At 70.9% G+C, this 25,135-nt stretch carries 21 protein-coding genes; 8 read left to right on the top strand and 13 right to left on the bottom strand.

Features of this window, described 5'->3' with window-relative positions:
• Positions 1-6: 6 nt before the first annotated feature.
• The 3 genes from HL652_RS08845 to rpsO all read right to left on the bottom strand — a co-directional run bounded on the left by HL652_RS08845 (position 7) and on the right by rpsO (position 2,237).
• Complete coding sequence (locus HL652_RS08845) at positions 7-645, bottom strand: FMN reductase (RefSeq protein ID WP_171704994.1); 639 nt, start codon at positions 643-645, stop codon at positions 7-9.
• Positions 645-1,796, bottom strand: a complete 1,152-nt coding sequence (locus HL652_RS08850) for an LLM class flavin-dependent oxidoreductase (RefSeq protein WP_171704995.1) — start codon at positions 1,794-1,796, stop codon at positions 645-647. The genes HL652_RS08845 and HL652_RS08850 overlap by 1 nt, the downstream gene beginning before the upstream one ends.
• Before the next feature lie 171 nt (positions 1,797-1,967).
• Positions 1,968-2,237, bottom strand: coding sequence for a 30S ribosomal protein S15 (gene rpsO, locus HL652_RS08855; protein WP_171704996.1), 270 nt, complete (start codon positions 2,235-2,237; stop codon positions 1,968-1,970).
• Between the two features lie 195 nt (positions 2,238-2,432).
• On the opposite strand from rpsO, the gene HL652_RS08860 reads away from it, so the two are divergent.
• Both HL652_RS08860 and HL652_RS08865 read left to right on the top strand, forming a co-directional pair.
• Positions 2,433-3,503 carry an isopenicillin N synthase family dioxygenase gene (locus HL652_RS08860; RefSeq protein WP_171704997.1) on the top strand — a complete coding sequence of 357 codons (1,071 nt, stop codon included), beginning with the start codon at positions 2,433-2,435 and terminating at the stop codon, positions 3,501-3,503.
• A 98-nt stretch (positions 3,504-3,601) separates the two neighbouring features.
• The gene (locus tag HL652_RS08865) at positions 3,602-4,945 is read left to right on the top strand and encodes an MFS transporter (protein WP_171707252.1); all 1,344 of its coding nucleotides are present in this window, start codon (positions 3,602-3,604) and stop codon (positions 4,943-4,945) included.
• Between the two features lie 70 nt (positions 4,946-5,015).
• On the opposite strand, the gene HL652_RS08870 is transcribed toward HL652_RS08865, so the two are convergent.
• The 8 genes from HL652_RS08870 to HL652_RS08905 all read right to left on the bottom strand — a co-directional run bounded on the left by HL652_RS08870 (position 5,016) and on the right by HL652_RS08905 (position 15,391).
• Positions 5,016-7,415: a HelD family protein gene (locus HL652_RS08870; RefSeq protein WP_253743733.1), complete on the bottom strand. Its 2,400-nt coding sequence runs from the start codon at positions 7,413-7,415 to the stop codon at positions 5,016-5,018.
• A 298-nt stretch (positions 7,416-7,713) separates the two neighbouring features.
• Positions 7,714-8,088 (bottom strand): FKBP-type peptidyl-prolyl cis-trans isomerase, encoded by a 375-nt coding sequence (locus HL652_RS08875; RefSeq protein ID WP_171704999.1) that lies wholly within the window; start codon positions 8,086-8,088, stop codon positions 7,714-7,716.
• Positions 8,089-8,171: 83 nt separating this feature from the next.
• A complete protein-coding gene (locus tag HL652_RS08880) occupies positions 8,172-9,494 on the bottom strand; it encodes a PrsW family intramembrane metalloprotease (protein WP_171705000.1) in 1,323 nt (440 codons plus the stop codon).
• A gap of 44 nt (positions 9,495-9,538) precedes the next feature.
• Complete coding sequence (locus HL652_RS08885; RefSeq protein WP_171705001.1) at positions 9,539-10,933, bottom strand: FAD-binding oxidoreductase; 1,395 nt, start codon at positions 10,931-10,933, stop codon at positions 9,539-9,541.
• On the bottom strand, positions 10,930-12,468 hold the full coding sequence (locus HL652_RS08890; RefSeq protein ID WP_171705002.1) for an aspartate ammonia-lyase: 1,539 nt from the start codon (positions 12,466-12,468) through the stop codon (positions 10,930-10,932). Before HL652_RS08890 ends, HL652_RS08885 begins: the two co-directional genes overlap by 4 nt.
• A gap of 64 nt (positions 12,469-12,532) precedes the next feature.
• Entirely contained in the window at positions 12,533-13,933 is a 1,401-nt protein-coding gene (locus HL652_RS08895) for an aldehyde dehydrogenase family protein (RefSeq protein WP_171705003.1), read from the bottom strand.
• 40 nt (positions 13,934-13,973) lie between these two features.
• A complete protein-coding gene (locus HL652_RS08900; protein WP_171705004.1) occupies positions 13,974-14,210 on the bottom strand; it encodes a hypothetical protein in 237 nt (78 codons plus the stop codon).
• Positions 14,207-15,391 carry an inorganic phosphate transporter gene (locus tag HL652_RS08905; RefSeq protein WP_305848744.1) on the bottom strand — a complete coding sequence of 395 codons (1,185 nt, stop codon included), beginning with the start codon at positions 15,389-15,391 and terminating at the stop codon, positions 14,207-14,209. The genes HL652_RS08900 and HL652_RS08905 overlap by 4 nt, the downstream gene beginning before the upstream one ends.
• A gap of 149 nt (positions 15,392-15,540) precedes the next feature.
• On the opposite strand from HL652_RS08905, the gene HL652_RS08910 reads away from it, so the two are divergent.
• Positions 15,541-17,661, top strand: coding sequence for a S9 family peptidase (locus HL652_RS08910; protein ID WP_171705005.1), 2,121 nt, complete (start codon positions 15,541-15,543; stop codon positions 17,659-17,661).
• 28 nt (positions 17,662-17,689) lie between these two features.
• On the top strand, positions 17,690-18,751 hold the full coding sequence (locus HL652_RS08915) for a DUF2207 family protein (RefSeq protein WP_171705006.1): 1,062 nt from the start codon (positions 17,690-17,692) through the stop codon (positions 18,749-18,751).
• Between the two features lie 36 nt (positions 18,752-18,787).
• Here the strand turns inward: HL652_RS08915 and HL652_RS08920 are convergent, their stop codons facing one another.
• Together HL652_RS08920 and HL652_RS08925 are read right to left on the bottom strand one after the other, a co-directional pair.
• Positions 18,788-20,902: a DEAD/DEAH box helicase gene (locus HL652_RS08920; protein ID WP_171705007.1), complete on the bottom strand. Its 2,115-nt coding sequence runs from the start codon at positions 20,900-20,902 to the stop codon at positions 18,788-18,790.
• A 103-nt stretch (positions 20,903-21,005) separates the two neighbouring features.
• The gene (locus tag HL652_RS08925) at positions 21,006-21,341 is read right to left on the bottom strand and encodes a DUF6804 family protein (RefSeq protein ID WP_171705008.1); all 336 of its coding nucleotides are present in this window, start codon (positions 21,339-21,341) and stop codon (positions 21,006-21,008) included.
• Between the two features lie 39 nt (positions 21,342-21,380).
• Here HL652_RS08925 and HL652_RS08930 point away from each other — a divergent pair, with 39 nt between their 5' ends.
• From HL652_RS08930 to HL652_RS08945, 4 genes are read left to right on the top strand one after another with little or no spacing between them, the layout of a single operon-like run.
• On the top strand, positions 21,381-21,779 hold the full coding sequence (locus HL652_RS08930) for a hypothetical protein (protein WP_171705009.1): 399 nt from the start codon (positions 21,381-21,383) through the stop codon (positions 21,777-21,779).
• 14 nt (positions 21,780-21,793) lie between these two features.
• On the top strand, positions 21,794-22,741 hold the full coding sequence (locus tag HL652_RS08935; RefSeq protein WP_171705010.1) for a pseudouridine-5'-phosphate glycosidase: 948 nt from the start codon (positions 21,794-21,796) through the stop codon (positions 22,739-22,741).
• Positions 22,742-22,754: 13 nt separating this feature from the next.
• A complete protein-coding gene (locus HL652_RS08940; protein ID WP_171705011.1) occupies positions 22,755-23,735 on the top strand; it encodes a carbohydrate kinase family protein in 981 nt (326 codons plus the stop codon).
• Entirely contained in the window at positions 23,732-25,135 is a 1,404-nt protein-coding gene (locus tag HL652_RS08945) for a M20/M25/M40 family metallo-hydrolase (RefSeq protein WP_171705012.1), read from the top strand. The genes HL652_RS08940 and HL652_RS08945 overlap by 4 nt, the downstream gene beginning before the upstream one ends.

Below are 25,135 nucleotides of genomic sequence, written 5' to 3' on the forward strand. Positions count from 1 at the left end.
GCTCGGCTACTGCGCGCCGAACCCGCCGACCGGGCTGAAGCCGGCGTCGAGGGCGAACGGGTCCTTGATCTCGCCGGAGCGGGTCGAGGTCTCGACCGCTTTGGCGAGCTCGCCGGCCGCACGGTGGATGCGGTCGGGCAAGGTGGGGAAGCCGTCGGCGGCGGCGCCGCTCCCCCAGTCTTCGGCGGCGGCGAAGACGCTCGTCGGGAGCACGGTAGCCCTGAGGTAGCCGAACAGGGGCCGCATCGCGTGGTCGAGCACCAGGGAATGGCGCGGGGTGCCGCCGGTGGCGGCGATCAGCACCGGCAGGCCGGTGAGGGCGGTGTTGTCGATGACGTCGAAGAACGACTTGAACAGGCCCGAGTAGCTCGCCGTGAAGACGGGGCTGACGGCGATGAGTCCGTCGGCACCCGCCACCGCGTCGAGCGCCGCCTGCAGCTTCGCGCTCGGGAACCCGGTGAGCAGGTTGTTCGTGATGTCCTGTGCGAGATCGCGCAGCTCGATCACCGTGAGCTCGACGTCGACCCCGCGCTGGGTGAGGTCAGCGACGGTGGCCTCGGCCAGCCGGTCGGCGAGGAGCCTCGTCGACGACGGCTGGCTGAGCCCGGCCGAGAGCTCGACCAGGTGCTTCGTGGTGGCGCTCATCAGGCACCGACCCGGGCGGCCTCGGCGGCCACGGCCGACTGGGTCTCCGCATCCTGAGCCTGCTTCGCGGCCTCGCGGGCGCGCATCCGCTCGATCTGCGACTGGTGGGTCGGGCCGTCGGGCACGTGGGCGGGGCGCTTGGCGTCGAGCTCCTTGCGGAGCACGGGCACCACGAGTTCACCGAGCATGTCGAGCTGCTCGAGCACGGTCTTCAGCGGCAGGCCGGCGTGGTCCATGAGGAAGAGCTGGCGCTGGTAGTCGCCGAAGGTCTCGCGGAAGGTGAGGGTGCGGTCGATCACCTGCTGCGGGCTGCCGACGGTGAGCGGAGTCTGCTCGGTGAAGTCCTCGAGGCTCGGGCCGTGGCCGTACACCGGCGCGTTGTCGAAGTAGGGGCGGAACTGGTTCACCGCATCCTGCGAGTTCTTCGCCATGAAGACCTGGCCGCCGAGGCCCAAGTAGGCCTGGTCGGCCTGGCCGTGACCGTAGTGCTCGAAGCGCTGGCGGTAGAAGGCGATGAGGCGCTGGAAGTGCTCCTTCGGCCAGAAGATGTGGTTCGCGAAGAAGCCGTCTCCGTAATAGGCGGCCTGCTCGGCGATCTCAGGGCTGCGGATGCTGCCGTGCCACACGAAGGGAGCCACGCCGTCGAGGGGGCGGGGGGTGCTCGTGAAGCCCTGCAGCGGGGTGCGGAACTGGCCCTCCCAGTCGACGGTGTGCTCGGTCCAGAGGCGGTGCAGCAGCGCGTAGTTCTCGATGGCGAGCGGGATGCCCTGGCGGATGTCCTTGCCGAACCAGGGGTAGACCGGCCCGGTGTTGCCGCGGCCCATCATCATGTCGACGCGGCCGTCGGCGATGTGCTGGAGCATCGCGTAGTCTTCGGCGATCTTCACCGGGTCGTTCGTGGTGATGAGCGTGGTGCTGGTGCTCAACAGGATGTTCTCGGTCTTGGCGGCGACATATCCGAGCATGGTCGTGGGGCTCGACGGCACGAAGGGCTCGTTGTGGTGCTCACCCAGGGCGAAGACGTCGAGGCCGACCTCCTCGGCCTTCTGTGCGATGGCGAGGATCGCCTTGATGCGCTCGTGCTCGGTGGGGGTGGTGTTGTTCGTCGGGTCGGTCGTGACGTCTCCGACGGTGAAGATTCCGAACTGCATGTCGACCTCTCAAGTCGCTCTGCCGCCTGTCGCGGGTTTCAATGCGTTTGCATGAACATCCTACTCAACGCAGCATCCGCGAATCTATTCCCGGCCCCCTCCTGGCATGCGAAAAGGCCGCCACCCCGGAGGGTGACGGCCTTCTACGACGTCTGAGACGACCCGGTCGCGTCAGCGGCGGAGGCCGAGACGCTCGATCAGCGAGCGGTAGCGCTCGATGTCGATGTCCTGGAGGTAGCCGAGGAGGCGACGACGCTGACCCACGAGGATGAGGAGGCCACGACGCGAGTGGTGGTCGTGCTTGTGCTCCTTCAGGTGCTCCGTGAGGTCCTTGATGCGCTTGGTCAGGATGGCGACCTGCACCTCAGGGGATCCGGTGTCACCGGGGTGGGTAGCGTACTCGTCGATGATCGCCTTCTTGACGTCTGCTTCGAGTGCCATAGATGGGATCCCCTTTCTCTCGTTGCGCGGTGCCAGTCAGCCGGATGCTGTGGCTCTCTTTATCCGCGGCCGTTCACACGGCAACCTGAAGAGCTTAGCAGAAACCCGCCCGTAACATTCCGGTTCCCAGTTCGACTCGGAACCGGGAACACAGGATAGTTAGTGTGCGTTAGTAGTTCGCGGAACGGACGGAAAATGACACTCGACATCCCCAGCACCAGCACCCTCGACTCGGCGAACCTGCCGGTACTCGACCTCAGCCGCCTCGCGAAGGGCGACGCCGAGGCGGAGGCCTTCCGGGTCGACCTGCGCGAGGCCACCCACGACTACGGCTTCTTCTACCTCACCGGGCACGGCGTGCCCCAGCAGCTCATCGACGACGTCATGGCCGTCTCGCGCCGCTTCTTCGACCTGCCCGAGGCCGACAAGCTGGCCATCGAGAACCTCAAGAGCCCGCACTTCCGCGGCTACACGCGCGTCGGCGGCGAGCTCACCCAGGGCAAGGTCGACTGGCGCGAGCAGATCGACATCGGCACCGAGCGCGAGCCCGTGACCGACCCCGACGCCCCCGACTTCATGCGACTCGACGGCCCCAACCAGTGGCCGGATGCGCTCCCCGAGCTCCAGACGACGGTCTCCGAGTGGTACGACGAGCTCAGCCGCGTCGCCCTCACGCTGCTGCGCGCCTGGGCCGTCTCGCTCGGCGCCGCGGAGGACGTCTTCGACGAGGCCTTCGCCGACCGCCCCTCCACGCTCATCAAGATCGTGCGCTACCCCGGGAAGAGCGACCCGGAGCCCAAGCAGGGCGTCGGCGCCCACAAAGACAGCGGCGTGCTCACCCTCCTCCTCGTCGAGCCCGGCAAGGGCGGCCTGCAGGTGGAGAAGGACGGCGAGTGGATCGACGCTCCCCCGATCGACGGCGCCTTCGTGGTGAACATCGGCGAACTGCTCGAGGTCGCCACCGACGGCTACCTCAAGGCCACCGTGCACCGCGTCATCTCGCCGCGCATCGGCACCGACCGCATCTCCATCCCGTTCTTCTACGCCCCGGCGCTCGACTCGACCATCCCGGTGCTCACCCTCCCCGAGGAGCTCGCGGCCCAGGCGCGCGGCATCACGGTCGACCCGGGCAACCCGATCTTCACCACCTACGGTGAGAACGCGTTCAAGAGCCGACTGCGCGCCCACCCCGACGTGGCGGCGATCCACCACTCCGACCTCGTGGAGAAGAACGCGGCTGCTGCCGCGCAGAACAGCATCGCGTGAGCGGGGACACCCCCGCACCCGACGAACGCACGGCCGCCGACCCCGAGGCGGCGGCGGCCGGCGCCGGGCGGGCCGCCGAAGCGGCCGCCACGGGCGCCATCGCGGCCGGCACCGGGGCCCCAGCCGGCGAGGCCGGCGAGCCCGCGCGCCGCCGCAACCCCTTCGCCGACCTCACGCCCCTGCGGGCGAGCCCGGCGTTCGCCCGCCTCTGGGCGGGCCAGGCCATCTCAGGCATCGGCAGCCAGATGACGATCGTGGCCGTGGGCCTCGACATCTACCGCCTCACCGAGTCGACCCTCGCGGTCTCGGGCGTCGCCCTGTTCGCGCTGCTGCCCATGATCATCGCGGGGCTCTACGGCGGGATGCTCGCCGACGCCTTCGACCGCCGCAAGGTCGCCCTCCTCGCCGCGATCGTCGCCTGGGGCTCGACCGCCCTGCTCGCCACCCTCGCCTGGACGGGCGCCGACAGCGTCGCCGCCCTCTACGCCCTCGCCACCGTGAACGCCGTGGCGGCGACGGTCATCCAGACCACGCGCTCGGCGATCTACCCGCGCATCCTCCCCCGCGAGCTGCTGCCGGCCGCCGCCGCCCTCAACGGCATCACGATCGGCGTGATGGTGACGGTCGGACCCGCTCTCGCGGGTGTGCTCGTGGCCTCGGTCGGCTACGGGTGGACGTACACGATCGACGTCATCCTGTTCGTGTCGGCGTTCGTCGGCATCCTCGGTCTCCCGCGCATCCTTCCCGAGGGCGACATCCACCGCCCGGGGCTCGATTCTCTGAAGCACGGATTCGCGTTCCTGAAGCGCGCTCCGAACATCCGTGCATCCTTCCTCATCGACATCGCGGCGATGACGTTCGGGCAGCCGCGCGTGCTGTTCCCCGCCATCGGCGTACTCGTCATCGGCGGCGGGCCGATCACGGTCGGCATCCTCACCGCGGCCTCGGCCGTCGGCACGATGCTCGCGAGCATCTTCTCGGGTCGGCTCGGCGGGGTGCGCTGGCAGGGCAGGGCGATCGCGCGCGCCGTGCAGTCGTACGGAGTGAGCATCGCGCTGTTCGGGCTGGTGCTGATCGTCACGACGCTCACGGGTTCGCCGGTGAACGACGACTTCTCCGACGTGAACCTCTTCGCCTTGGCGCTGGCGTCGATCGCCCTCGCAGCGTCGGGCGCCTCCGACGAGGTGAGCGCGATCTTCCGGTCGACGATGCTGCAGACCGCGGTGCCCGACAACATGCGCGGGCGCCTGCAGGGCGTGTTCACCGTCGTCGTGGCGGGCGGACCGCGCATCGGCGACATGTACGTGGGGCTGCTGTCGGTGTTCGCGGCGCTGTGGTTCCCGCCGCTGCTCGGCGGGCTCGTGATCGTGGTGGCGGCGGCGCTCATCCTGCGCTTCGTGCACACGTTCCGCGCCTATGACGCGCTGAACCCGCTGCCCTGATACCGGCGGGTGCAGGCGGCGCGCGCTTCGGGGCGGCGCCGACTCCTGCGCCGCTTCCGCTCAAGCGGTCTCAGAGCCCGGCCGGGGGCGCCTCTCCCGGGGCGAGCACGAGCACGAGCCGCTGCGTCGGGCGGGTCATCGCGACGTAGAGAGCGGATGCGCCACGCGCGTTCTGCTCCACGATGGCAGCCGGTGAGACCAGCATCACGTTGTCGAACTCGAGACCCTTGGCTTCCGCCGGGGTGATCACGGCGACCGGGCGGGAGAGTCCCGCCGCGCCCACACCGACCTGGTCACCGAGGGCCTCCGTGAGTGCGTCGGCCGTGGCAGCCACGGCCGAGTCGGCAGCGATGACGGCGGTGGTGCCACCGGCGGTGACCATCTCGGCGACAGTGCGTTCGATCTGGGCGGTGAGGGCCGCATCCGTCGTCGCCGATAGGGCCTCGACGGGCCAGTCGGTGGTGCGCACGGAGCGGGAGCGGGTGACCTCGAGGCCGCCCGCCACCGCCACGCGCTCGGCGGCGTCGACGATCTGGGCGGGGGTGCGGTAGTTGACCGTGAGCTCCTCGAGGCGCCAGGAGTCGCCGAGCAGCGGGTCGAGGGTCGAGCTCCAGCTCGTGGCCGACGCCGCGGAGCTCGCCTGGGCGATGTCGCCGACGATGGTGAAGGAGCGGAGCGGGGCGCGGCGGAGGAGGAGCCGCCACTGCATGGGCGAGAGCTCCTGCGCCTCGTCGACGACGATGTGGCCGTAGGTCCAGCTGCGGTCGGAGGCGGCGCGCTCGGCGGTGGTGAGGTTCGCGGTGCTCTCGGCGAAGCCCGCCACGACGGTCTCGGCAGAGACGAGGCCCGCGACGTCCATGTTGCGGATGGCGTTCTTCGCGTTCTCGAGGTCGCGCTTGTGCTGCGCCTTCTCGGCACGCTTGCGGGCGCTGTCGCCCTCGTCGTACTCGCCGAGGAGCTCGGCGGCCTCGTCGAGGAGCGGCACGTCGGAGACGGTGAAGGCCGAGCCGCGCTCGCGACGCAGCAGCTCGCGCTTCGCCTTCGACCAGTGGCCGGTGAGCGTGGTGAGCCATTGCGGGCGGGCGTAGAGGTCTTCGAGGAGCTTCTCGGGGGTGAGCGGGATCCAGGCCGTGTTCAGCGCGACGCGCACGTCGTAGGCGGTGCGGATGTCTTCGCGCAGGTACGCGAGATCGGCGTCGTCGACGGTGCCGCCGCGGCGGCGGAGCTGCTCGGCGAGCTGCTTCGTGAGCTGGCCGAGCATCGTCTTCACGAACGAGACGCGGGCCTCGTTGTAGGGTTTGCCCGACTCGCGCGCCTTCGCGATGGCGTCGGCGATGGCCTGCGGCAGCAGCTCGATGCGTTCGCCGTTGACCTCGAGCGTCTGGGGTTCGGCGGGCACCCGCTGCCGGGAGCGCACGGCGCGACGGATGAGCGCGGCCATCTCCGCCGAGCCCTTCAGAGCGGCGACGGCGGGCTCGTCGTCGGCGACGGCCTCCACCCCAGGGTAGAGCTGGCCCAGGCTCGCCAGCACCACGCCGGTCTCGCCGAGGCTCGGGAGCACGGCGTTGATGTACTGGAGGAAGGCGCGGCTCGGGCCGACGACGAGAACACCGCTCGAGCCGAGGCGTTCGCGGTGCGTGTAGAGCAGGTAGGCGGCGCGGTGGAGGGCCACGGCGGTCTTGCCGGTGCCGGGGCCGCCCTGCACGACGAGCACGCCCGAGAGCTCGGAGCGGATGATGCGGTCTTGCTCGGCCTGGATGGTCGACACGATGTCGTGCATGCGTCCGGTGCGCTGCGCGGAGAGGGCGGCGAGCAGGGCGCCCTCGCCCTGGAGGCGGGTTCCCTCCTCGTCGAGGAGGGCGGTGTCGAAGACCTCGTCTTCGATGTGCACCACCTCGCGGCCTCGGGTGGTGAGGTGGCGGCGGGCACGGGCCCCGAGCGGGGTGGCTGCGGTGGCCTGGTAGAACGCTGCGGCCTGCGGTGCGCGCCAGTCGAGCAGCAGAGGCTCGAGGTTCTCGTCGCGCAGCCCTATGCGCCCGATGTACCGCAGGCGCGAGCCTCCGGGGGCCGTGCCGTCGGGGGTGTCTGCGGCCTCCGCGTTCTGCGCGGGTGCGTCGCCGTCGTCGGTGGTGCCACGAGCATCCGGGCTGCTGCCGTCGTCGGGGGTGTCGGCGGCCTGCGCGGGTGCGTCGCCGTCGTCGGTGGCGCCACGAGCATCCGCAGTGCTGCCGTCGTCAGCGAGTTCGAGGCGGCCGAAGGCGAGCCGCTCACCCACGTCGCGCAGCTGCCGAATGCGGTCTTCGTAGACCCGGGCGAACGCGTCGCGCTCGGAGCGCGACTGGTGGTTGCCGCCCACGCTCTCGCGCCGCACCGAGGCGAGCTCCCGCTCCGCCTCCGCCCGCAGCCCGTCGAGCCGCGCGTACAGCCCCGCCACGTACTCCCGCTCCCCCGCGAGTTCGGAATCCGCCACGCCCGCACCTCTCATCACCCGAGCCCGAAAAAACCCGGCAGATAAGTCTAGCTGTGCAAACGACCCCCTACGTTGGTCGCGCAAAATGCTCGCATCCCAGAAGGTAGGAGCACTTCGCGCGACCAACGCGCACATCTCCGAAGCAAGCACCACGAGAACCGATGCGACGGGCCGTTCTCGACGACCCAAGGTGAAGGGGTGGCCGCGCGAGCGACCACCCCTTCACATCCCGCGTCGCGCCGCAGTAGCGGCGGCGCGACAGGCCGGAGCCGCGCGAAGCACGGCCCCGGCCGCAGTATCACGGCACCGAGATGAGGTCGATGACGAAGATGAGGGTCTTGCCGGCGAGGAAGTGGCCGGAGCCGGCGGGGCCGTAGGCGAGGTGGGGCGGGATGGTGAGCTTGCGGCGGCCGCCTGCCTTCATGCCGGGGATGCCCTCCTGCCAGCCGGCGATGAGGCCGTTGAGGGGGAAGCTGATGGTCTCGCCGCGGTTCCAGGAGGAGTCGAACTCTTCGCCGGTCTCGTACTCGACGCCGAGGTAGTGCACCTCGACGGTGCCGCCGGGAACGGCTTCGGCGCCGGTGCCCTCGACGATGTCGACGATCTCGAGCGTGGTGGGGGCGGGGCCTTCGGGGAATTCGATCTCGGGCTTGGAACCGGTGGAATCTGTCATGACTCCATCCAAGCCCACCCGGCGGGGCAGGTCAAAAGACCCGCCCGCCCGCGCAGCTCAGACGCCCCACCCGACCAGGCAGGTCACACCCCGCGCGCCTGCAGCACCGCACCGAGCGCGGCCCTGTCGGCGAGCAGCTCGTCGAGCAGCTGTGCCTCGTCGTGGCGGGGGCCGATGGCCGAGCGGCCGACGAGCATCCGTTGCCGCACGAAGGCGAGCCGGGTGGCGTGCTTCATGAACGACTTCATGGCGGCCGACCCCCCGGGCGGCAGCGTGCGCGCCCAGGTCTTCGCCTGCCGTCGCCCGGTGCCGGTGGAGAGCATGTCGACCTCCGCGGGGCTGAACCACCCCGCCGCCGCGTACTCCTGCAGCCGTGCCCGCGTCAATCTCGTCTCGGCCCTGCGCAACAGCACGACGAACACCACCGCCAGCGCGAACAGCGGCACCTGCACCACGAGGTACAGCAGGAAGAACCCGCCGAGCCCCTCGACCAGGTAGGTCGACCCGTTCCACAGCGCGTGCAACCCGATGGCGAGCAGCAGTCCGAGCACGAAGATGCCGGCGCCGGCCAGCCAGTTGCGCCGCCGCACCGCGAAGCCGAGTGCCACGCCCGTGCAGGCGGTGAACATCACGTGGGCGAACGGCGACATGATGCCGCGCAGCACGAAGGTGAAGCCGAGCCCGATGCCGCCCGACTCGATGAGCGACTGCCCGAAGTACAGGATGTTCTCGGTGAACGCGAACCCGGCGGCGATGGTGGCGCCATATACGAGCCCGTCGACCGGCCCGTCGAACTGCTTGCGGAAGAACAGCAGCAGGATGAGGATGCCCGCCGCCTTCGCCCCCTCCTCCACAACGGGCGCCTGGATGACCGAACCCCACAGCTCGCTCGTGGTGTTGAGCCCGTCGCTCGCGGCGTACACGATGAGCTGGATGCTGAAGTCGGCGATGAGCGCGATGGCGACGGATGCCGCAGCGCCCCAGAGGAAGGCGAACCACAGCGCGGGCCGCGGCTCGGGCTCCCACCGGTCGATGAGGGTGATGGCCGTGATGACGACGGCGAGCGGCACCAGCGCGACGATCGCGCAGATGACGAAGGCCACCGGCCCGAGCCCCAGCACCAGGTACGCGATGACCGCGAGGAAGACGAAGCCGAGCACGAGGATGCCGATGATGCCGAACACGAGCGACGAGGTCGACGCCCCGCGCGGTCGCGTGGCGACGGGCATCATGGGCGTGGCGGGCAGGGCCGCCGCGGGCGCCTGGGGAGCGGGCGACTGCACGGCGGCGGGCGCAGACGCGCCGGAGGCGCCACCGGCAGAAGCACCACCGGCGGGAGCGCCATCAGCGGGAGCACCACCGGAGGCACCCCCGGTGGGCACGCCGGACGGGTCGAAAGCACTCAAGAGCATTCCTCACTTCGCAGGGACGACACCCAGCGTAGCCGCCCTCAGTAGACCTTGCCAGGGTTCATCACGCCGCGCGGGTCGAACACCGCCTTGACACGCTTCTGCAACTCCAGCTGCTCGGCCCCGAGCTCGCCCTCGAGCCAGCGCTTCTTGAGCAGCCCCACCCCGTGCTCCCCGGTGAGGGTGCCGCCGAGCGCCACGCAGGTCTCGAACAGCTCGTCGGCGGCGGCCCAGACGTGGTCGGGCACCACGAGAGGGGCGCCCGGCGGGCGCGCGACCCCTTCGCGGGGGATCACGAAGTTCGGGTGCAGGTTCCCGTCGCCCGCGTGCGAGACAGTCGGGATGCTCAGCCCGTACGCCGCCCCGATGCGCTCGATCGCGGCGAACATCTCGGCGAGCCGCGACCGGGGCACGCACACGTCTTCGACCAGCACGTCGCCGTCGGCCTCGAGCGCGGCGTGGAAGCTCCGGCGAAAGGCCAGCTCGGCCTCCCCCTCCGCCGCATCGGCGGTCGAGCGCAGGCCGAGCGCCCCCGCGGCACCCAGCACTTCCGCGATCTCCGCGGCCTCGATCTCCGCCCCCGCACCGTCGGTCTGCACCAGCACGTAGGCGGCGCCCGCCGCGGCGGCAGGCCGGCCGAGCAGCAGGTTCACGGCGGCGACCGCCGCGGCATCCATCAGCTCCATCACCGCGGGCCGGAGCCGTGCCGCCGTCACCGCGGCGCACGCGGCAGCGGCCTCCGTCACGCTGCCGAAGAACGCCCCGAGGGTGACGACGGGGCCGGCAGGCAGGGGGCGGATGCGCACGGTCGCCTCCACGATCACCCCCAGTGTTCCTTCCGACCCGGTGAACAGGGCGGTGAGGTCGTAGCCCGTCACGCCCTTCACCGTGCGCCGGCCGGTGTGCAGCAGCGAGCCGTCGGCGAGCACCACGGTGAGACCGAGCACCGCCTCCCGGGTCACCCCGTACTTCGCGCAGAGCAGGCCGCCGGCGTTCGTGGCGATGTTGCCGCCGATGGTCGAGATGGCCTTGCTGGCGGGGTCGGGCGAGTAGACGTACCCGTGCGGCAGCAGGGCGTCGCTCAGGTGCTGGTTGATGACGCCGGCCTGCACCACGGCGAGCTCGTCGTCGAGCGAGATCTCGACGATGCGGTCGAGCCGGTCGAGGGCGAGCACCACCGAGCCCTCGGTCGAGGTGGCACCGCCCGCGAGCCCCGTGCCGGTGCCGCGCGGCACGATGGCGACGCCTGCCGAAGCGGCGAGCCGCACCGCCGTCTGCACGTCGGCGACCGACTCGGCGGCCACCACGCAGAGCGCACCCTCCTCCGACCGCCACCCCGACTTGTCGCTGCGCACCTGTTCGAGCGTCGCGGCATCCGTCGTCACCCGGTCGCCGAGTTCGGCCCGCAGCCGCTCGAGAAGCCCCGCCGCGGTCACTCCGGCGCCCCGGCGCCGCCCCGGCCGGCAGCGGCCGCCCGCGCCTCAGCCGCCCGAGCCTCCTCCGCCTCCAGGTCGATGATCGGCATCGCCGCCGTGATCGCCTCGATGCCCGACAGCCGCGCGGGCGACGTGAGCTTCGTCACCTGCTCACGGCTCATCAGGTCGGCCTCCACCACGAGGTCGGCGATGTTCCGGTGCGTCAGCAGCGCGGTCTTGGCCAGTGCCGAGGCTGCCGCGTAACCGATGTAGGGCGTGAGCGCCGTGACGACCCCCACCGAGGTCGACACCATGGTGTCGAGCCGGTCGAGGTTCGCGGTGATGCCGTCTACGCAGTTCTCGCGCAGGGTGCGGCAGCCCGCGGTCATCCAGGCGAGGCTCTGCAGCAGCGAATGCGCCATCACGGGCTCGAAGGCGTTGAGCTGCAGCTGACCGGCCTCGGCGGCCATGGTGATGGTGACGTCGGCCCCCGCGACGGCGAACGCCACCTGGTTCACGACTTCGGGGATGACGGGGTTCACCTTCCCCGGCATGATGCTCGAGCCCGCCTGCCGCGGGGGCAGGTTGATCTCGCCGAACCCCGCCTGCGGCCCGCTCGAGAGCAGGCGCAGGTCGTTGCAGATCTTCGACAGCTTGATGGCCGACCGCTTCAGCACCCCCGACAGCGTCATGAACACGCCCGTGTCGCTGGTGGCCTCGACCAGGTCGGCGGCGGTGACGAGGTCGAGCCCGGTGAGCTCGCGCAGGTGACGGCAGACGGTCGCCGCGTAGTTCGGGTCGGCGGTGATGCCCGTGCCGATCGCGGTCGCGCCGAGGTTGATCTCGCACAGGAGCGGCACCGTGTAGCCGAGCCGGTCGGTGTCTTCGGTGAGGGTGGTGGCGAAGCCGTGGAACTCCTGGCCGAGGGTCATCGGCACCGCATCCTGCAGCTGCGTGCGACCCACCTTGAGCACGTGCTCGAACTGGACGCCCTTGGCGGCGAAGGAGTCGCGCAGCAGCCCGTGCTCGACGAGCAGCCGCTGCAGCGAGAACACCGCGGCGAGCTTCACCGCCGTCGGGTACACGTCGTTGGTGCTCTGGCTGCGGTTCACGTCGTCGAGCGGATGCAGCACCCCGTAGTCTCCGGGGGCGTGGCCGTTGGCCACCAGGGCGACGTTGGCGATGACCTCGTTGGCGTTCATGTTGGTCGAGGTGCCCGCCCCGCCCTGGATCACCCCCACCACGAACTCGTCGTGGAACTCCCCCGCCTTGATGCGCTCGCAGGCCGCGTCGATCCACTCGGCCTTCCACGCATCCAGCACACCGATCTCACGGTTGGCTCGCGCGGCGGCCTGCTTCACCAGGGCGAGCGCGTTCACGAGGTCGGGGTAGACGGAGATGGGGCGGCGCGAGATGGCGAAGTTCTCCAGCGCGCGGGCGGTGTGGATGCCCCACAGCGCGTCGCGGGGGATCTCGATGCTGCCCAGACTGTCGGTCTCGGTGCGGGTGGGCGACGGCGTGGGCGACGGCTCGGCGGGCGACGGCGTGGTGGTCACGGTGGTTCCTCTCGGTGCGACCGCACTCGTGGTGCGGCTGTGGCTCGGCGCTCGTGGCGCCCTTCTACCGCAGCCGTCGCATGAGGCCGCGGATGAAGTTTTCCTTCTTCGCCGTGAACGGCGGGTACACCAGCTTCAGGGTGTCGGGCGCGAGCCGCTTCGACAGCACCGACTTGGTGTGGCTGAAGATCTCGATGCTGCTACGCCCGTGGTACGAGCCCATGCCGCTCTCGCCCACGCCGCCGAAGGGCAGCCCGGGCACCGTGAGGTGCGCCACGGGTACTCCAAAGCCCACGGCGCCCGAGGAGGTCTCGGTGAGGATGCGCCGGGCCGCCTCCTTCGACGAGGTGAAGGCGTAGAGCGCCAGCGGCTTCTCCCCCGAACGGATGAACGCGATGGCGTCGTCGAGACCCGTCACCCGCACGATCGGCAGGATGGGCCCGAAGATCTCCTGCGCCATCACCGGTGCGTCGCGCGGCACCTCGTCGAGCACGGTCGGCGCGAAGTAGCGGGTGCGCTCGTCGCGCTTGCCGCCGGTGCGCACCGTCTGGCCCTCGAGCAAACCGGAGAGCCTCGTGAACTGCTTGTCGTTGATGATGCGGCCGTAGCTCGAGCTGGTGCGCGGATCGCCGTCGTAGAGCTCGCTGATGGCGTCGACGAGGTGCGGCACGAGCTGCTCGGCCACGGCGTCGGTGGCCAGCAGGTAGTCGGGGGCGACGCAGGTCTGGCCGGCGTTCATGAACTTGCCCCAGGCGATGCGGCGCGCGGTCGCGGCGAGGTCGACGGTGTCGTCGACGTAGACAGGCGACTTGCCGCCGAGCTCGAGGGTGACGGGCGTGAGGTGCTTCGCCGCCGCCTCCATGACGATGCGGCCCACGGTGCCGTTGCCGGTGTAGAAGATGTGGTCGAAGCGCTGAGCGAGCAGCGCGGTGGTCTCTTCGACCCCGCCCTCGACCACCGCGACGGCCCGGCTGTCGAGGTAGAGCGGGATGAGCTCGGCCATCACCGCCGAGGTCGCCGGCGCGAGCTCACTCGGCTTCATGACCACCGCGTTGCCGGCGGCGAGGGCTCCGGCGACGGGTGCGAGCAGCAGCTGCAGCGGGTAGTTCCAGGGGGCGATGACGAGCACCACCCCGAGCGGCTCGAGCATGGTCGCCGCCGACGCCGGGGCGAGGGCGAGCGGAACCGGCACACGCCGCGGCCGCAGCCAGCGGCGCAGATGCGTGAGGGTGTGCTCGATCTCCCCGGCCACCACGCCGATCTCGGTGAGCTGCGACTCGGCCGGGTTCTTGCCGAGGTCGGCGAACAGCGCGTCTTCGATCTCGGCCGAGCGCTCCTCGAGCATCGACTTCAGCGCCTTGAGCTGCCGCACCCTCCAGGCGTAGGAGCGGGTGACACCGCGCTCGAACGACGACCTCAGGATCGGGACGACGGGCGGATCGGCGACGGTGCTCTGCGCTGTCATCCCCTCATCGTAGGAGGAGCCGCCCGGCGGCGGTAGCGCATCAGCCGTGGAAGAAGGGGACGATCAGGTAGATGCCGAACAGCACCGCGCATCCGCTCAGGGCGAAGCAGAGGTACGACAGCGCGGTGGCCCAGGCGGGGCGGGAGCTCTCGCCGGTGGTGGAATCGGTGCGGGTGAGGAAGCGGAATCGCAGCCCGAAGGAGTACAGGCTCACCACGGCCGCCGTGGCCACCAGGGATGCGGCGGCGACCACCAGGAAGGCGCCCCAGTCGATCATCGTTCGGCCTTCCTCTTGCGGCGGGTCGCCTTGGGACTGCGCACGGCGATGGTGGCGGCGTCGACCTCGCTGATGGCGTTGCCGGAGTCGACGCGGTTGCGCCGCGACAGCAGGAAGATGGTGCCGATGATGGCGAGACCCACCACCAGGTCGATGATGATGCCCACCGTGCCGAAGGTCGCCACGAAGGCGGCGAGGGCGCCCACCAGGGCGGAGGCGGGCAGGGTGACGACCCAGCCGAGGCCGATGCGGCCGGCCGTGCGCCAGCGCACCGAGGAGCCCTTGCGGCCGAGGCCGGAGCCGATGACGGAGCCGGAGGCGACCTGGGTGGTGGAGAGCGCGAAGCCGAGGTGGCTGGAGGCGAGGATGGTGGCGGCGGTGCTGGTCTCGGCGGCGAAGCCCTGGGCGGGCTTGACCTCGGTGAGACCGGAGCCGAGGGTGCGGATGATGCGCCAGCCGCCCATGTAGGTGCCGAAGGCGATGGCGAACGCGCAGGTGACGATGATCCACAGGTCGGGTCCGCTGCCGGCGGGCAGCAGCCCCGCCGAGATGAGGGTGAGGGTGATGACGCCCATCGTCTTCTGCGCGTCGTTGGTGCCGTGGGCGAGCGCGACGAGCGACGAGGAGAAGATCTGGCCGTAGCGGAAGCGGCCGCGCACCCCCGACTGGGCGCTCGAGCTCGGCATGTTCGTGATGGCGTAGGCCAGACGGGTGGCGACGAAGGCCACGACACCGGCGACGACCGGGGCCACCAGCGCGGGCAGCACCACCTTGCTGAGCAGCACGGAGTAGTCGACCACGCCGAAGCCCGCTCCCACGATGGCGGCGCCGATGAGGCCGCCGAACAGGGCGTGCGAGGAGCTCGAGGGCAGGCCGAACAGCCAGGTCACGAGGTTCCAGACGATGGCGCCGATGAGGCCGGCGAAGATCATCTCGGGGAGGATCTGCACTCCCCCGTCGCCCTCCTTGATGAGGCCGCCCGAGATGGTCTTGGCCACCTCGGTGCTGAGGAACGCGCCGACGAGGTTGAGCACGGCGGCCAGGGCGACCGCGACCTTCGGCTTCAGCGCGCCCGTCGCGATGGGCGTGGCCATGGCGTTGGCGGTGTCGTGGAAGCCGTTGGTGAAGTCGAAGAACAGGGCGAGGGCGATCACCAGCACGACGATGACGGTGATATCCACCAGGGGGCTGCTCCAGACTGTCGCGCGGGTGTGCAGCCACCGGATGTTCACTCCGAGTTCGTCTGTTCGCGGTAGCCGGAGGATGGCGCGTGTCGATAATCGCATCCGCCTCTGCCGAGGTCAACTCGGGCGGGCCGTACGCTGGAGCCATGGCATCCGTTCCTCCCCGCGCCCCGCGAGTCCCGACCGAACGCGTGCACCACGGAGACGTCGTGATCGACGCCTTCGAGTGGCTGCGCGACAAGGACGACCCGGAGGTGATCGCCTACCTCGAGGCCGAGAACGCCTACACCGAGGAGCAGACGGCGCACCTCGACGCGCTCCGCGGGAAGCTGTTCGACGAGATCAAGTCGCGCACCCTCGAGACCGACCTCTCGGTGCCGGTGCGCGACGGCGACCACTGGTACTACACCCGCACGATCGAGGGCTCGCAGTACGGGGTGCACTGCCGCGCAGCCGTGGCCGGGCCGGGCGACTGGACCCCGCCGAAGCTCGTCGCCGGCGAGCCCGTGCCCGGGGAGCAGATCGTGCTCGACGACAACGTCGAGGCCGAGGGCCACGACTTCTTCTCGCTCGGCTCCTTCGACGTGAGCCCCGACGGGAACCTGCTCGCCTACGCCGTCGACGTCGTGGGCGACGAGCGCTACACCTTGCGCATCCGTGACCTCCGCACCGGCGAGAACCTACCCGACGAGGTGGGCAACACCTTCCCGGGTGCCGTGTTCTCGGGCGACGGGGAGTCGGTGTTCTACCCCACGGTCGACGACGCCTGGCGGCCCGACACCATCTGGCGGCACCGGCTCGGCACCGACGCCGCCGACGACGAGAAGGTGTTCACCGAGCCCGACGACCGCTACTGGGTGGGCATCGGCCTCACCCGCAGCAAGCGGTACCTCGAGATCGCCCTGGGGTCGAAGATCACGAGCGAGGTGCACCTGCTCGACACCACCGAGGCCGACGCGAGCTTCGAGGTCGTGTGGCCCCGCCGCGAGGGCGTCGAGTACAGCGTCGAGCACGCGGTCGTGGGCGGCGAAGACCGGCTGCTCATCCTGCACAACGACGGTGCGCTGAACTTCGAGCTCATCTCGGTGGCTCCGGATGCGCCACTCGACCGTTCCCGCTGGGAGGTGGTGCGGGCGCACGACCCCGCCGTGCGGCTCGAAGACGTCGACGCCTTCGCCAACCACCTCACCCTCGACTCCCGGCGCGACGGACTCACGCGGGTGTCGGTGCTGCAGCTCGGCGCCGACGTCACGTCGCTCGAGAACGCGCCCTTCGCCGAGCTGGAGTTCGGGGAGCCGCTGTTCTCGGTGGGCACCTCGGGCAACCCCGAGTGGCAGCAGCCCACCATCCGCTACGGCTTCGGGTCGTTCGTCACGCCGTCGTCGGTGTTCGACTACGACATCGCCTCGGGCACCTCGACGCTGCTCAAGCAGGCGCCGGTGCTCGGCGGCTACGACCCGGCGCGCTACGAGCAGCGTCGCGACTGGGCAACCGCCGCCGACGGCACGCGGGTGCCGATCTCGCTCGTGGCGGCGCGGGGCGTGTTCGACTCCGGCGCTCCCGCTCCCCTGGTGCTGTACGGCTACGGCTCGTACGAGGCGTCGATCGACCCGTCGTTCTCGATCTCGAGGCTGTCGCTGCTCGACCGCGGCGTCGTGTTCGCCATCGCGCACGTGCGCGGCGGCGGCGAAATGGGGCGGCAGTGGTACGAGGAGGGCAAGACGCTCACCAAGAAGAACACCTTCACCGACTTCGTGGCGTGCGCCTCGCACCTCGTCGCCTCGGGAGTGACCTCGCCCGAGCGGCTCGTGGCGCAGGGCGGGAGCGCCGGCGGGCTGCTCATGGGTGCCGTCGCGAACCTGGCGCCCGAGCTGTTCGCCGGGGTGCTGGCGCAGGTGCCTTTCGTCGACGCGCTCACCTCCATCCTCGACCCCGAGCTGCCGCTCACGGTGATCGAGTGGGACGAGTGGGGCGACCCGCTGCACGACCCCGAGGTGTACTTCTACATGAAGGAGTACTCGCCCTACGAGAACGTGACCGAGCAACGCTACCCGCGCATCCTCGCCGTCACGAGCCTCAACGACACCCGCGTGCTCTACGTCGAGCCCGCCAAGTGGACGGCCCGCCTCCGCGAGGTCGACGCCCCCGTGCTCCTCAAGACCGAGATGTCCGCCGGCCACGGCGGCGTCTCCGGCCGCTACGAACGCTGGCGTGAGGTCTCCTACGAATCCGCCTGGATCCTCGACGTCCTGGGCCTCGCCGACTGACCATGGGCGGAGGTCGGCGGAGCTCGCTGTGATCGACGCGAGCCTGTACCTCGTCCTGGCGGTCGGCGGCGGGCTGGCCGCGATCGTGCTGCTGGTCACGGCGTGGGTCGCCGCGCGCATCGCCCGTCGCCTGCCGCCGTCGCCGGTCGTCGAGTTCGGTCCGCCGCCGGGTGAGCTGATCGACCACGCGATCGCGGCGCGGGCCGATCGTCGGGTGCTGGCCGCCGGCGTGATCGATCTCGCGGTGCGCGGCCGGGTGCGGGTGCTCTCATCGCGCGACTCGTCGGGGCCGGTGGCGATCCAGCGTGTTCCTGCAGCGCCCTTCAGCGAGTGGGAGTCGAGCCTGTTCGCGGCGCTCGTCGGCCCCGACACCACAGGCGGGCAGCGCCGTCGGCGTCAGCGGGCGCTCACCCGGCTCGGCGTCTCCGACGACAACCGCGACGTGGCGTTCCTCACCGGCCCGGCGTCGTTCCCGGTGGCACGCGCGCGGGCGCTCGCACTCCTCGTCGAGGAGAGGCGTCAGCTGCTGGGGCGGCGCGGCCTGACGAAGGGGCGGCCGGTCGGAATCCATCTCGTGCTGCTCGCCCTCGCGTTCCTCGCAGCACTAGGCGTCGGAGTGGTGCTCGGCCTCGTCGCTCTCGTCGACGGCCTCTGGCCGATCACCGTGCTCGTGCCCGTGGTGCTTGCAGCGCTCATCTGGGTGATCGCGGTCACCCCACCTCCGATCCAGCGATTCACGGCGACGGGGAACGAGCTGCGGCAGCAACTCTCCGGACTCCGCGACTACCTGAAGTTCGCCGAGCGCGACCGCCTGCGGATGCTCCAGGGGCCCGACACCGCACTCCGCGACTACGCCGACCGTCTCGTGCTCACCGAGAAGCTGCTCCCCTACGCCAACGTCCTCGGCGAGGAGCGCGCCTGGCGCCGAGAGCTAGCCCAGCTCGCCGACCTCCAGTCCTCCGACGGCCTCATCGCCCTCGGCACGACCGTCGACGCCCTGGTCACCATCATGGACGCGATCTCCACGATCGCCGCCCTCGCCCGGGCCGCCGGCTCGGTCATCGGGGCGATGCTTCGCCTGTTCGACTGAGAGCGGTCGCGGAGGCGGATGCCGTGACGGGCAGGGTCAGCGCTCGAGGGCGGAGCGGAGGAGGGAGACGAGGGCGTCGAGTTGCACGCTGTCGGAGGAGGTGACGTCGACGTCGGAGCCGTCGAGGGCGCGGGCGGCGAGGCCCTGCTTGGAGTCGATGAGCTCGGCGATGCGGGTGTCGATGGTCTGCGCCGCGACGATGCGCCACGCGGTGACCGGCTCCTCCTGACCGATGCGGTGCACGCGGTCGATGGCCTGAGTCTGCTCGGCCGCGGTCCACGACAGCTCGGCGAGCACCACGTTCGACGCCGCCTGCAGGTTCACGCCCACTCCGGCCGCGGTGAGCGAGCACACCGCCACCGAGACCTCGGGGTCGCTGTTGAACGCGTCGATCTCGCGCTGGCGCAGCAGCGCCGACTGGTCGCCGCGGATCGACACCGTCTTGAGCTCGCGTTTCGCGAACAGCTCCTCGGCCTGGTTCATCACGTCGATGTGCTTGGCGAAGAACACCACCTTGCCCACCGAGCGCGCGAGCTGGGCCGCGTAGTCGGCGGCGAGGCCGGCCTTGGCCGTACCGATGCGCCGCACCATGGTGAACACGTTGAGGCCGTCTTCGGTGGTCTTGGTGTCATCGAGCTCCTGCCGGGCGACGAGCCGCATGAGGTCGTCGTCGGGCAGCTCGTCGGGCTCGTCGCCGCGCGACGCCGCCCGGGCAGCAACCAGCCGCCGGTAGCGCGTGACCAGCCGAGCACCGAGCTCGCGCTCCGCCTCGCGGATCGACTTGCCCATCTCGTCGTCGAGCTCCACCGGCAGGTCGACGATGCGCTTCGCCGGCAGGTCGGCGGCCACGTCGATCTTGCGCCGCCGCACGATGCCCATGTCGATCACGGCCTCGCGCGCCTCGGCGAAGAACCCGGTGTCGGCGGGCGTGAGCCCGACCTCCTCGAGCCGCTCCATGAGCACGGGCGTCGGCTTCTGGCCGTCGATCCAGCCGAGGAACTGCCAGATCGCCCTGAAGTCGTCGACGTCGTTGATGAGCGGCGTTCCGGTGAGCGCCATCATGAGCGGGTTCCCGCCGGGCGCGGTACGACGGATGCGGTCGGCCAGCGCCAGCACGTTGCGCGAGCGCAGCGAGGTCATGTTCTTGATGAAGTGCGCCTCGTCGACCACCATGCCGCGGAAGCCCATGGTGCCGAGCCACGACAGGTGCCGGTCGAGCACCTCGTAGTTCACCACCACGACGTCGGCGAAGGCGTCGAGGTTCTCGCCGTCGCCGTGCACCACGGTGGCGCGGCGGTGCGGCGTCCAGATCTCGACCTCGCGGGCCCAGTTCATCTTCACCACGTTCGGCACCACGGCCAGCAGCGGGTAGGCGTCGGCGACGGATGCGGCAAGCAGCGACTGCGCCGTCTTGCCGAGACCGGGCTCGTCGGCGAGGAGGAAGGTGCGGTGGCCCGCCTGCACGCTCTGCAGGAAGCGCGACTGGTGCACCATGAGCTCGCGCCCGGCGGGCGAGAGCCGGTCGATGGTGGGGGCGGGCGGCAGCTCCATGCTCGCCGCGTTGCCGCCGGCACCGTACTCGAACGCGCGGTAGAGCGGCCCGAGCAGCTCCCAGTTGGAGAGCCTGCCCACGCCGTGCGGCTTCGCCGGCGTGAGGTCGGGCGCCATGAACGGGTTGGCGAGCTGACGCGACTTCACCGAGGTGGGCACCACCTGGCGCTCGGCCAGCTCGGGCGGCACGACGGTGGCGGCGGGCGCCGGCACGTCGGGCTCCTCGTCGGGAACGTCGTAGCCGGCGTCTTCGAGGTACTCGCGGCGCAGCTTCTTCGCGGCGGGCGAGACCGCGGCGTCGTTCTCGAGCAGGGCGATGAGCGAGGTGTCGCGCGCCGCCGTGCGGGCGAGGATGGAGGCGATGCCGTCGAGCCGTTTCAGCTGCTCGGCGCGTTCGCCGTCGCCGAGCGACGCATCCGCCTTGATTGAGGCGCGCTCCTCGCGCATGAGGAGGGCCACGACGAGGAACTTGGTGCGGTTCGAGGGCGCCACCTTGCCTCGCTGCGCGGCGGCTTCGACCTCGCGCACCTTGCGGGCGAGGATGGGGATCAGACCGGTGTTGTCTGCGGTTCGCGTTCGGCGGTTGCCGGACCTTGACATCGTTCTCCTGGGGAGTCTGCGGAACACCACGGGAGCCTGGGCACCTGAGCAACGTGACGGGGGTCACGGTCGGCGCGAAGAGCGGGTTGACCCGCGGCGACGCCTAGTCTACGCGATGCACCTTGATGAGGAGTCCACTCGCCACGAACACGATGGCTCCGACAAGGTGACAGATCTGCCAGGCCACGAGCGGCAGGTCGAGCGGGAACACCGGGTTCCAGAGCACGGCGACGGCCAGGAGCGGCGGAATCCACCACCACTGCTTGGCCTGACCGGCGAACACGCACATGATGAGGGCGAGGATGCTCACCACATATCGCGCGATGGTGAACCAGTCGGTGTCGATCACGGCGACGAAGGCCACCATGGCGATCGCTCCGAGGAGACCTGGCGCGAGGGCGGGGCGGGTGAAGGCCGGCTGGGTCTGTCGAGAGCTCATGTCTCGCCAATCCTACGCGTCGATGGCTAGTCTGATTTCATGACATTCTCGACGCCGTCGTCCGGTTCCGTGTTCTCCGGCCCGGAGGGCCTCTGGACCGCCGACCCCGAAGAGCTGGCGGCCCGGTTGTTCGTCACGGTGTTCGCCGGCCAGGGTGCCGTGCCCCTGCCGCAGAAGGATGTCTCGGAGGTCTACTCCACCCTCGCCGGCCTCGGCGGCTACTCCCTTCCCGACGTGCGCTCCGGCAACACGCAGCCGCTCGGGCTCACCGTGCAGCTGGCTCAGGAGGCCATCCTCATCTGGGAGCGGGCGACCGTCGCGACGCGCCTCAGCGCGGGCGCGGGGCCGGTGTCGCACACCATCACGATGCTCCGTTTCGGGCCGGGTGTGCTGAACGCCTCCGACCCCGTGGCCGCGCTCAAAGCCCGCCTCCACTGAGCGGGGTGCGCAGCGTGTCGCGAGCCTCCCGGCCCTTCCACGTCTCGGCCGAGGTCGCCGAGGCCCTCGACTCCGGTCGCCCCGTGGTGGCGCTGGAGTCGACGATCATCTCCCACGGGCTGCCGAGGCCGCGCAACCTCGAGGCGGCGCAGGAGTTCGAGGAGATCCTCCGTTCGGCGGGCGTGACCCCGGCCACGATCGCCGTGCTCGACGGCGTGCCGCGCATCGGTCTCGACGCCGAGGGCGTGCGCCGCATCGCCGGCGAGGAGATGGCGAAGGCCAGCGTGCGCGACCTGCCTATCCTCGCCGCCAAGGGCGCGAGCGGCGCGACCACCGTCGCCGCCACCGCCTACCTCGCCGGGCGCGCCGGCGTGCGCGTATTCGCCACCGGCGGTCTCGGCGGCGTGCACCGCGGCGCCTCGGAGTCGTTCGACGAGTCGGCCGACCTCAGCGCCCTTGCGCTCTCGGGCGTCACGGTGGTGTCGGCCGGTGTGAAGTCGGTGCTCGACATCCCAGCCACCCTCGAGCGTCTCGAGACCCTCAGCGTTCCCGTGGTGGGCTACCGCACCACCGACTTCCCGAGCTTCTGGCTGAGCGGCTCGGGGTACACCATCGACTGGAGCGTGGACGACGCCCCCGAGATCGCCCGCGTGATGCGCAGCCAGGACGAGCTGGGCCACGGCCAGGGAATCGTCGTGGCGAACCCGCTGCCCGTCGAGCTGCAATGGGATCCGGCCGAGCACGATCGCGTGCTCGCCACCGCGTTCGCCGCCGCCGACGAAGCGGGGGTGACGGGCAAGGCGGTCACCCCCTTCCTGCTCGGCTACATCGTCGAGGCCTCGGGCGGCAAGAGCCTCGAGGTGAACCTCGACATCGCGCGCAACAACGTGCGGCTGGCCGGCGAGATCGCCATCGCGTGGAGCTCACTCGTCTCCGACGCCTCCGACGACTCGGCCGACTGAGACGGAGAGCGCCATGCCCGCCGCCTCCGCCGCTCCGATCGTCGTCGTGGGCGACGTCTTCGACGACCTCATCGTCACCCCGCTCGGCGAGGTGCGGCCCGACACCGACACCACGGCGAGCATCGAGCGGCGCGACGGCGGCTCGGCGGCCAATGCCGCGGCGTGGTTCGCGGCGTCGGGCCATCCGGTGCACTTCTTCGGCACGGTCAACCGCGTCGACGTGCCCCGGCACGCTGCAGCCCTCGCCGAAGCCGGCGTGACCGCCGAGCTCGCGCCGTCGGAGCTGCCCACCGGCACCATCGTCGTCATCCTGCAAGACGAACGCACCCGCACGATGCTCACCGAGCGCGGCGCGAACGCGGTCACGTCGGCCGCCCAGGTCGATCGCGCCCTCGTCGTCGAGGGTGCCCACCTGCACCTCACCGGGTACACCCTCTTCAACGGGGCCGACCAGGCGGCGCTCGACCGCGAGGTGGGCGAGTTCGCGTCACTGATCGGATGCGCGGGTGCGGCACGCGCATCCGTCTCGGTCAATCCCGGCTCGGCGGGGTTCCTCCTCGACCACGGCGTCGACGCCCTGCTCGAGGCGACCGCCGGGGCCACCGTGGTGCTGCCGAACCTCGACGAGGGGCGGGTGCTCACGGGCGAGGAGGAGCCGGAGCGGATCGTCGCAGCACTGCTCGACCGCTACGAGATCGTCGCCCTCACCCAGGGTCGCCACGGCGTGCTCGCGGCTGCCCGCTCGGGTGCGCGGGCCGAGGTGCCGGCGATCCTCGTCGACCCCGTCGACACGACCGGTGCGGGAGACGCCTTCGGCGCCGCCTTCGTGAGCACCCTGCTCGGCGACGGCACACGCCGCCTCGCAGGGCGCGCCCTCGACGAGAGTGAGCTGCGTGCAGCGGCCGAAGCGGGCGTGACGGCGTCGTCGAGGGCGGTGACGCGGCTGGGCGCTCGCCCGCCCGCGGCAGCGACGCAGGCCGGGGCCGCGCGATGAGCGCGACTCCCCCGTCGACGCCGCAGCCCGAGGGCCGGGGCGCGAGCGCACGCCGCCCCAGCGCCGAGCTCGACGAGCACGCAGCGCTCGAGCGGTTCCGCACGCTGCTGCGCATCCCCACCATCTCGAGGCTCGAGGTCGACGAGGTCGAGTGGGAGCACTTCCAGCGCTTCGCGGCGACCGTCGAACAGCTCTACCCCGCCCTGCACGCCGCCCTCGAACGCGAACTGGTCGCGGGCCACACCCTCCTCTACCGCTGGCGTGGCCTCGACGAGGGCGCGGCCTCCGTGCTCATGGCCCACTACGACGTGGTCGCGGCGACCGACGAGGGGTGGAAGCATCCGCCGTTCTCCGCCGAGCTCACGGGCGTCGGCGCCGAGCGGCTGCTCTGGGGGCGCGGAACGCTCGACGACAAGGGCTCGGTGGTGAGCATCCTCGAGGCGGTGGAGCGGTCCGTCGCCGCGGGCTTCACCCCCGCGCACGACGTGTACCTGCTGTTCGGGCACGACGAGGAGACGCTCGGTACCGGCGCCGAGACCGCGGCGCGCCTGCTGCGCGAGCGCGGTGTCGAGATCGGGCTGGTGCTCGACGAGGGCGGCGCGGTGGTCGAGGGTGTCATCCCCACCGTCGAGCGCCCGATCGCGGTCGTGGGCGTGAGCGAGAAGGGCACGACGAGCTTCACGCTCACCGTCGAGCAGAGCGGCGGGCACGCCTCGACTCCCCCGCGGGTGACCGCGAGCGACCGGCTCGCGCGGGCGATCGTGCGCATCAACGCGCATCCGTTCCCGGCGCGGCTGAACAGCGTGACGGAGACGATGATCCGCACGGTGGGTGCTCACGCGCGCAACCCGCTGCGCTTCGTGTTCGTGCGGGCGCGGCTATTCCGCCCGCTGCTCGTCGCCGTGTTCGGGCGGCTGGGCGTCGAGACCGCGGCGATGGTGCGCACGACCACCGCGGTCACCCAGCTCTCGGGCGGGCTCGCCGCCAACGCCCTGCCCGAGCGGGTGCAGGCGACGGTGAACGTGCGCATCGCCATCGGCTCGTCGGTAAAGGCGACGAAGGCGCGGCTCGCCCGCATCGTCGACGACCCCGCCGTGGTGATCGGCGTGCTGTCGAGCGGCGAGCCCGCGCGTGTCTCGCGCATGAACGGGCCGCGCTGGGAGCTGCTCAAGGCGGCGATCGAGTCGAGCTACCCCGACGCCATCGTCACCCCGTACGTGCAGACGGGCGCGACCGATTCGCGCCAGTTCTCCCCCGTGAGCCGGTCGGTCTACCGGTTCAGCCCGTTCGAGATGTCGGGCGAGGAGCGCTCGACGCTGCACGCGAAGAACGAGCGGATGCGCGTGGAGACCTGGTTCACGGGCATCCGGTTCTTCGACGGCCTGCTGCGGCGGCTTTGA

It is taken from the genome of Herbiconiux sp. SALV-R1 (assembly GCF_013113715.1).
Classification (GTDB): domain Bacteria; phylum Actinomycetota; class Actinomycetes; order Actinomycetales; family Microbacteriaceae; genus Herbiconiux.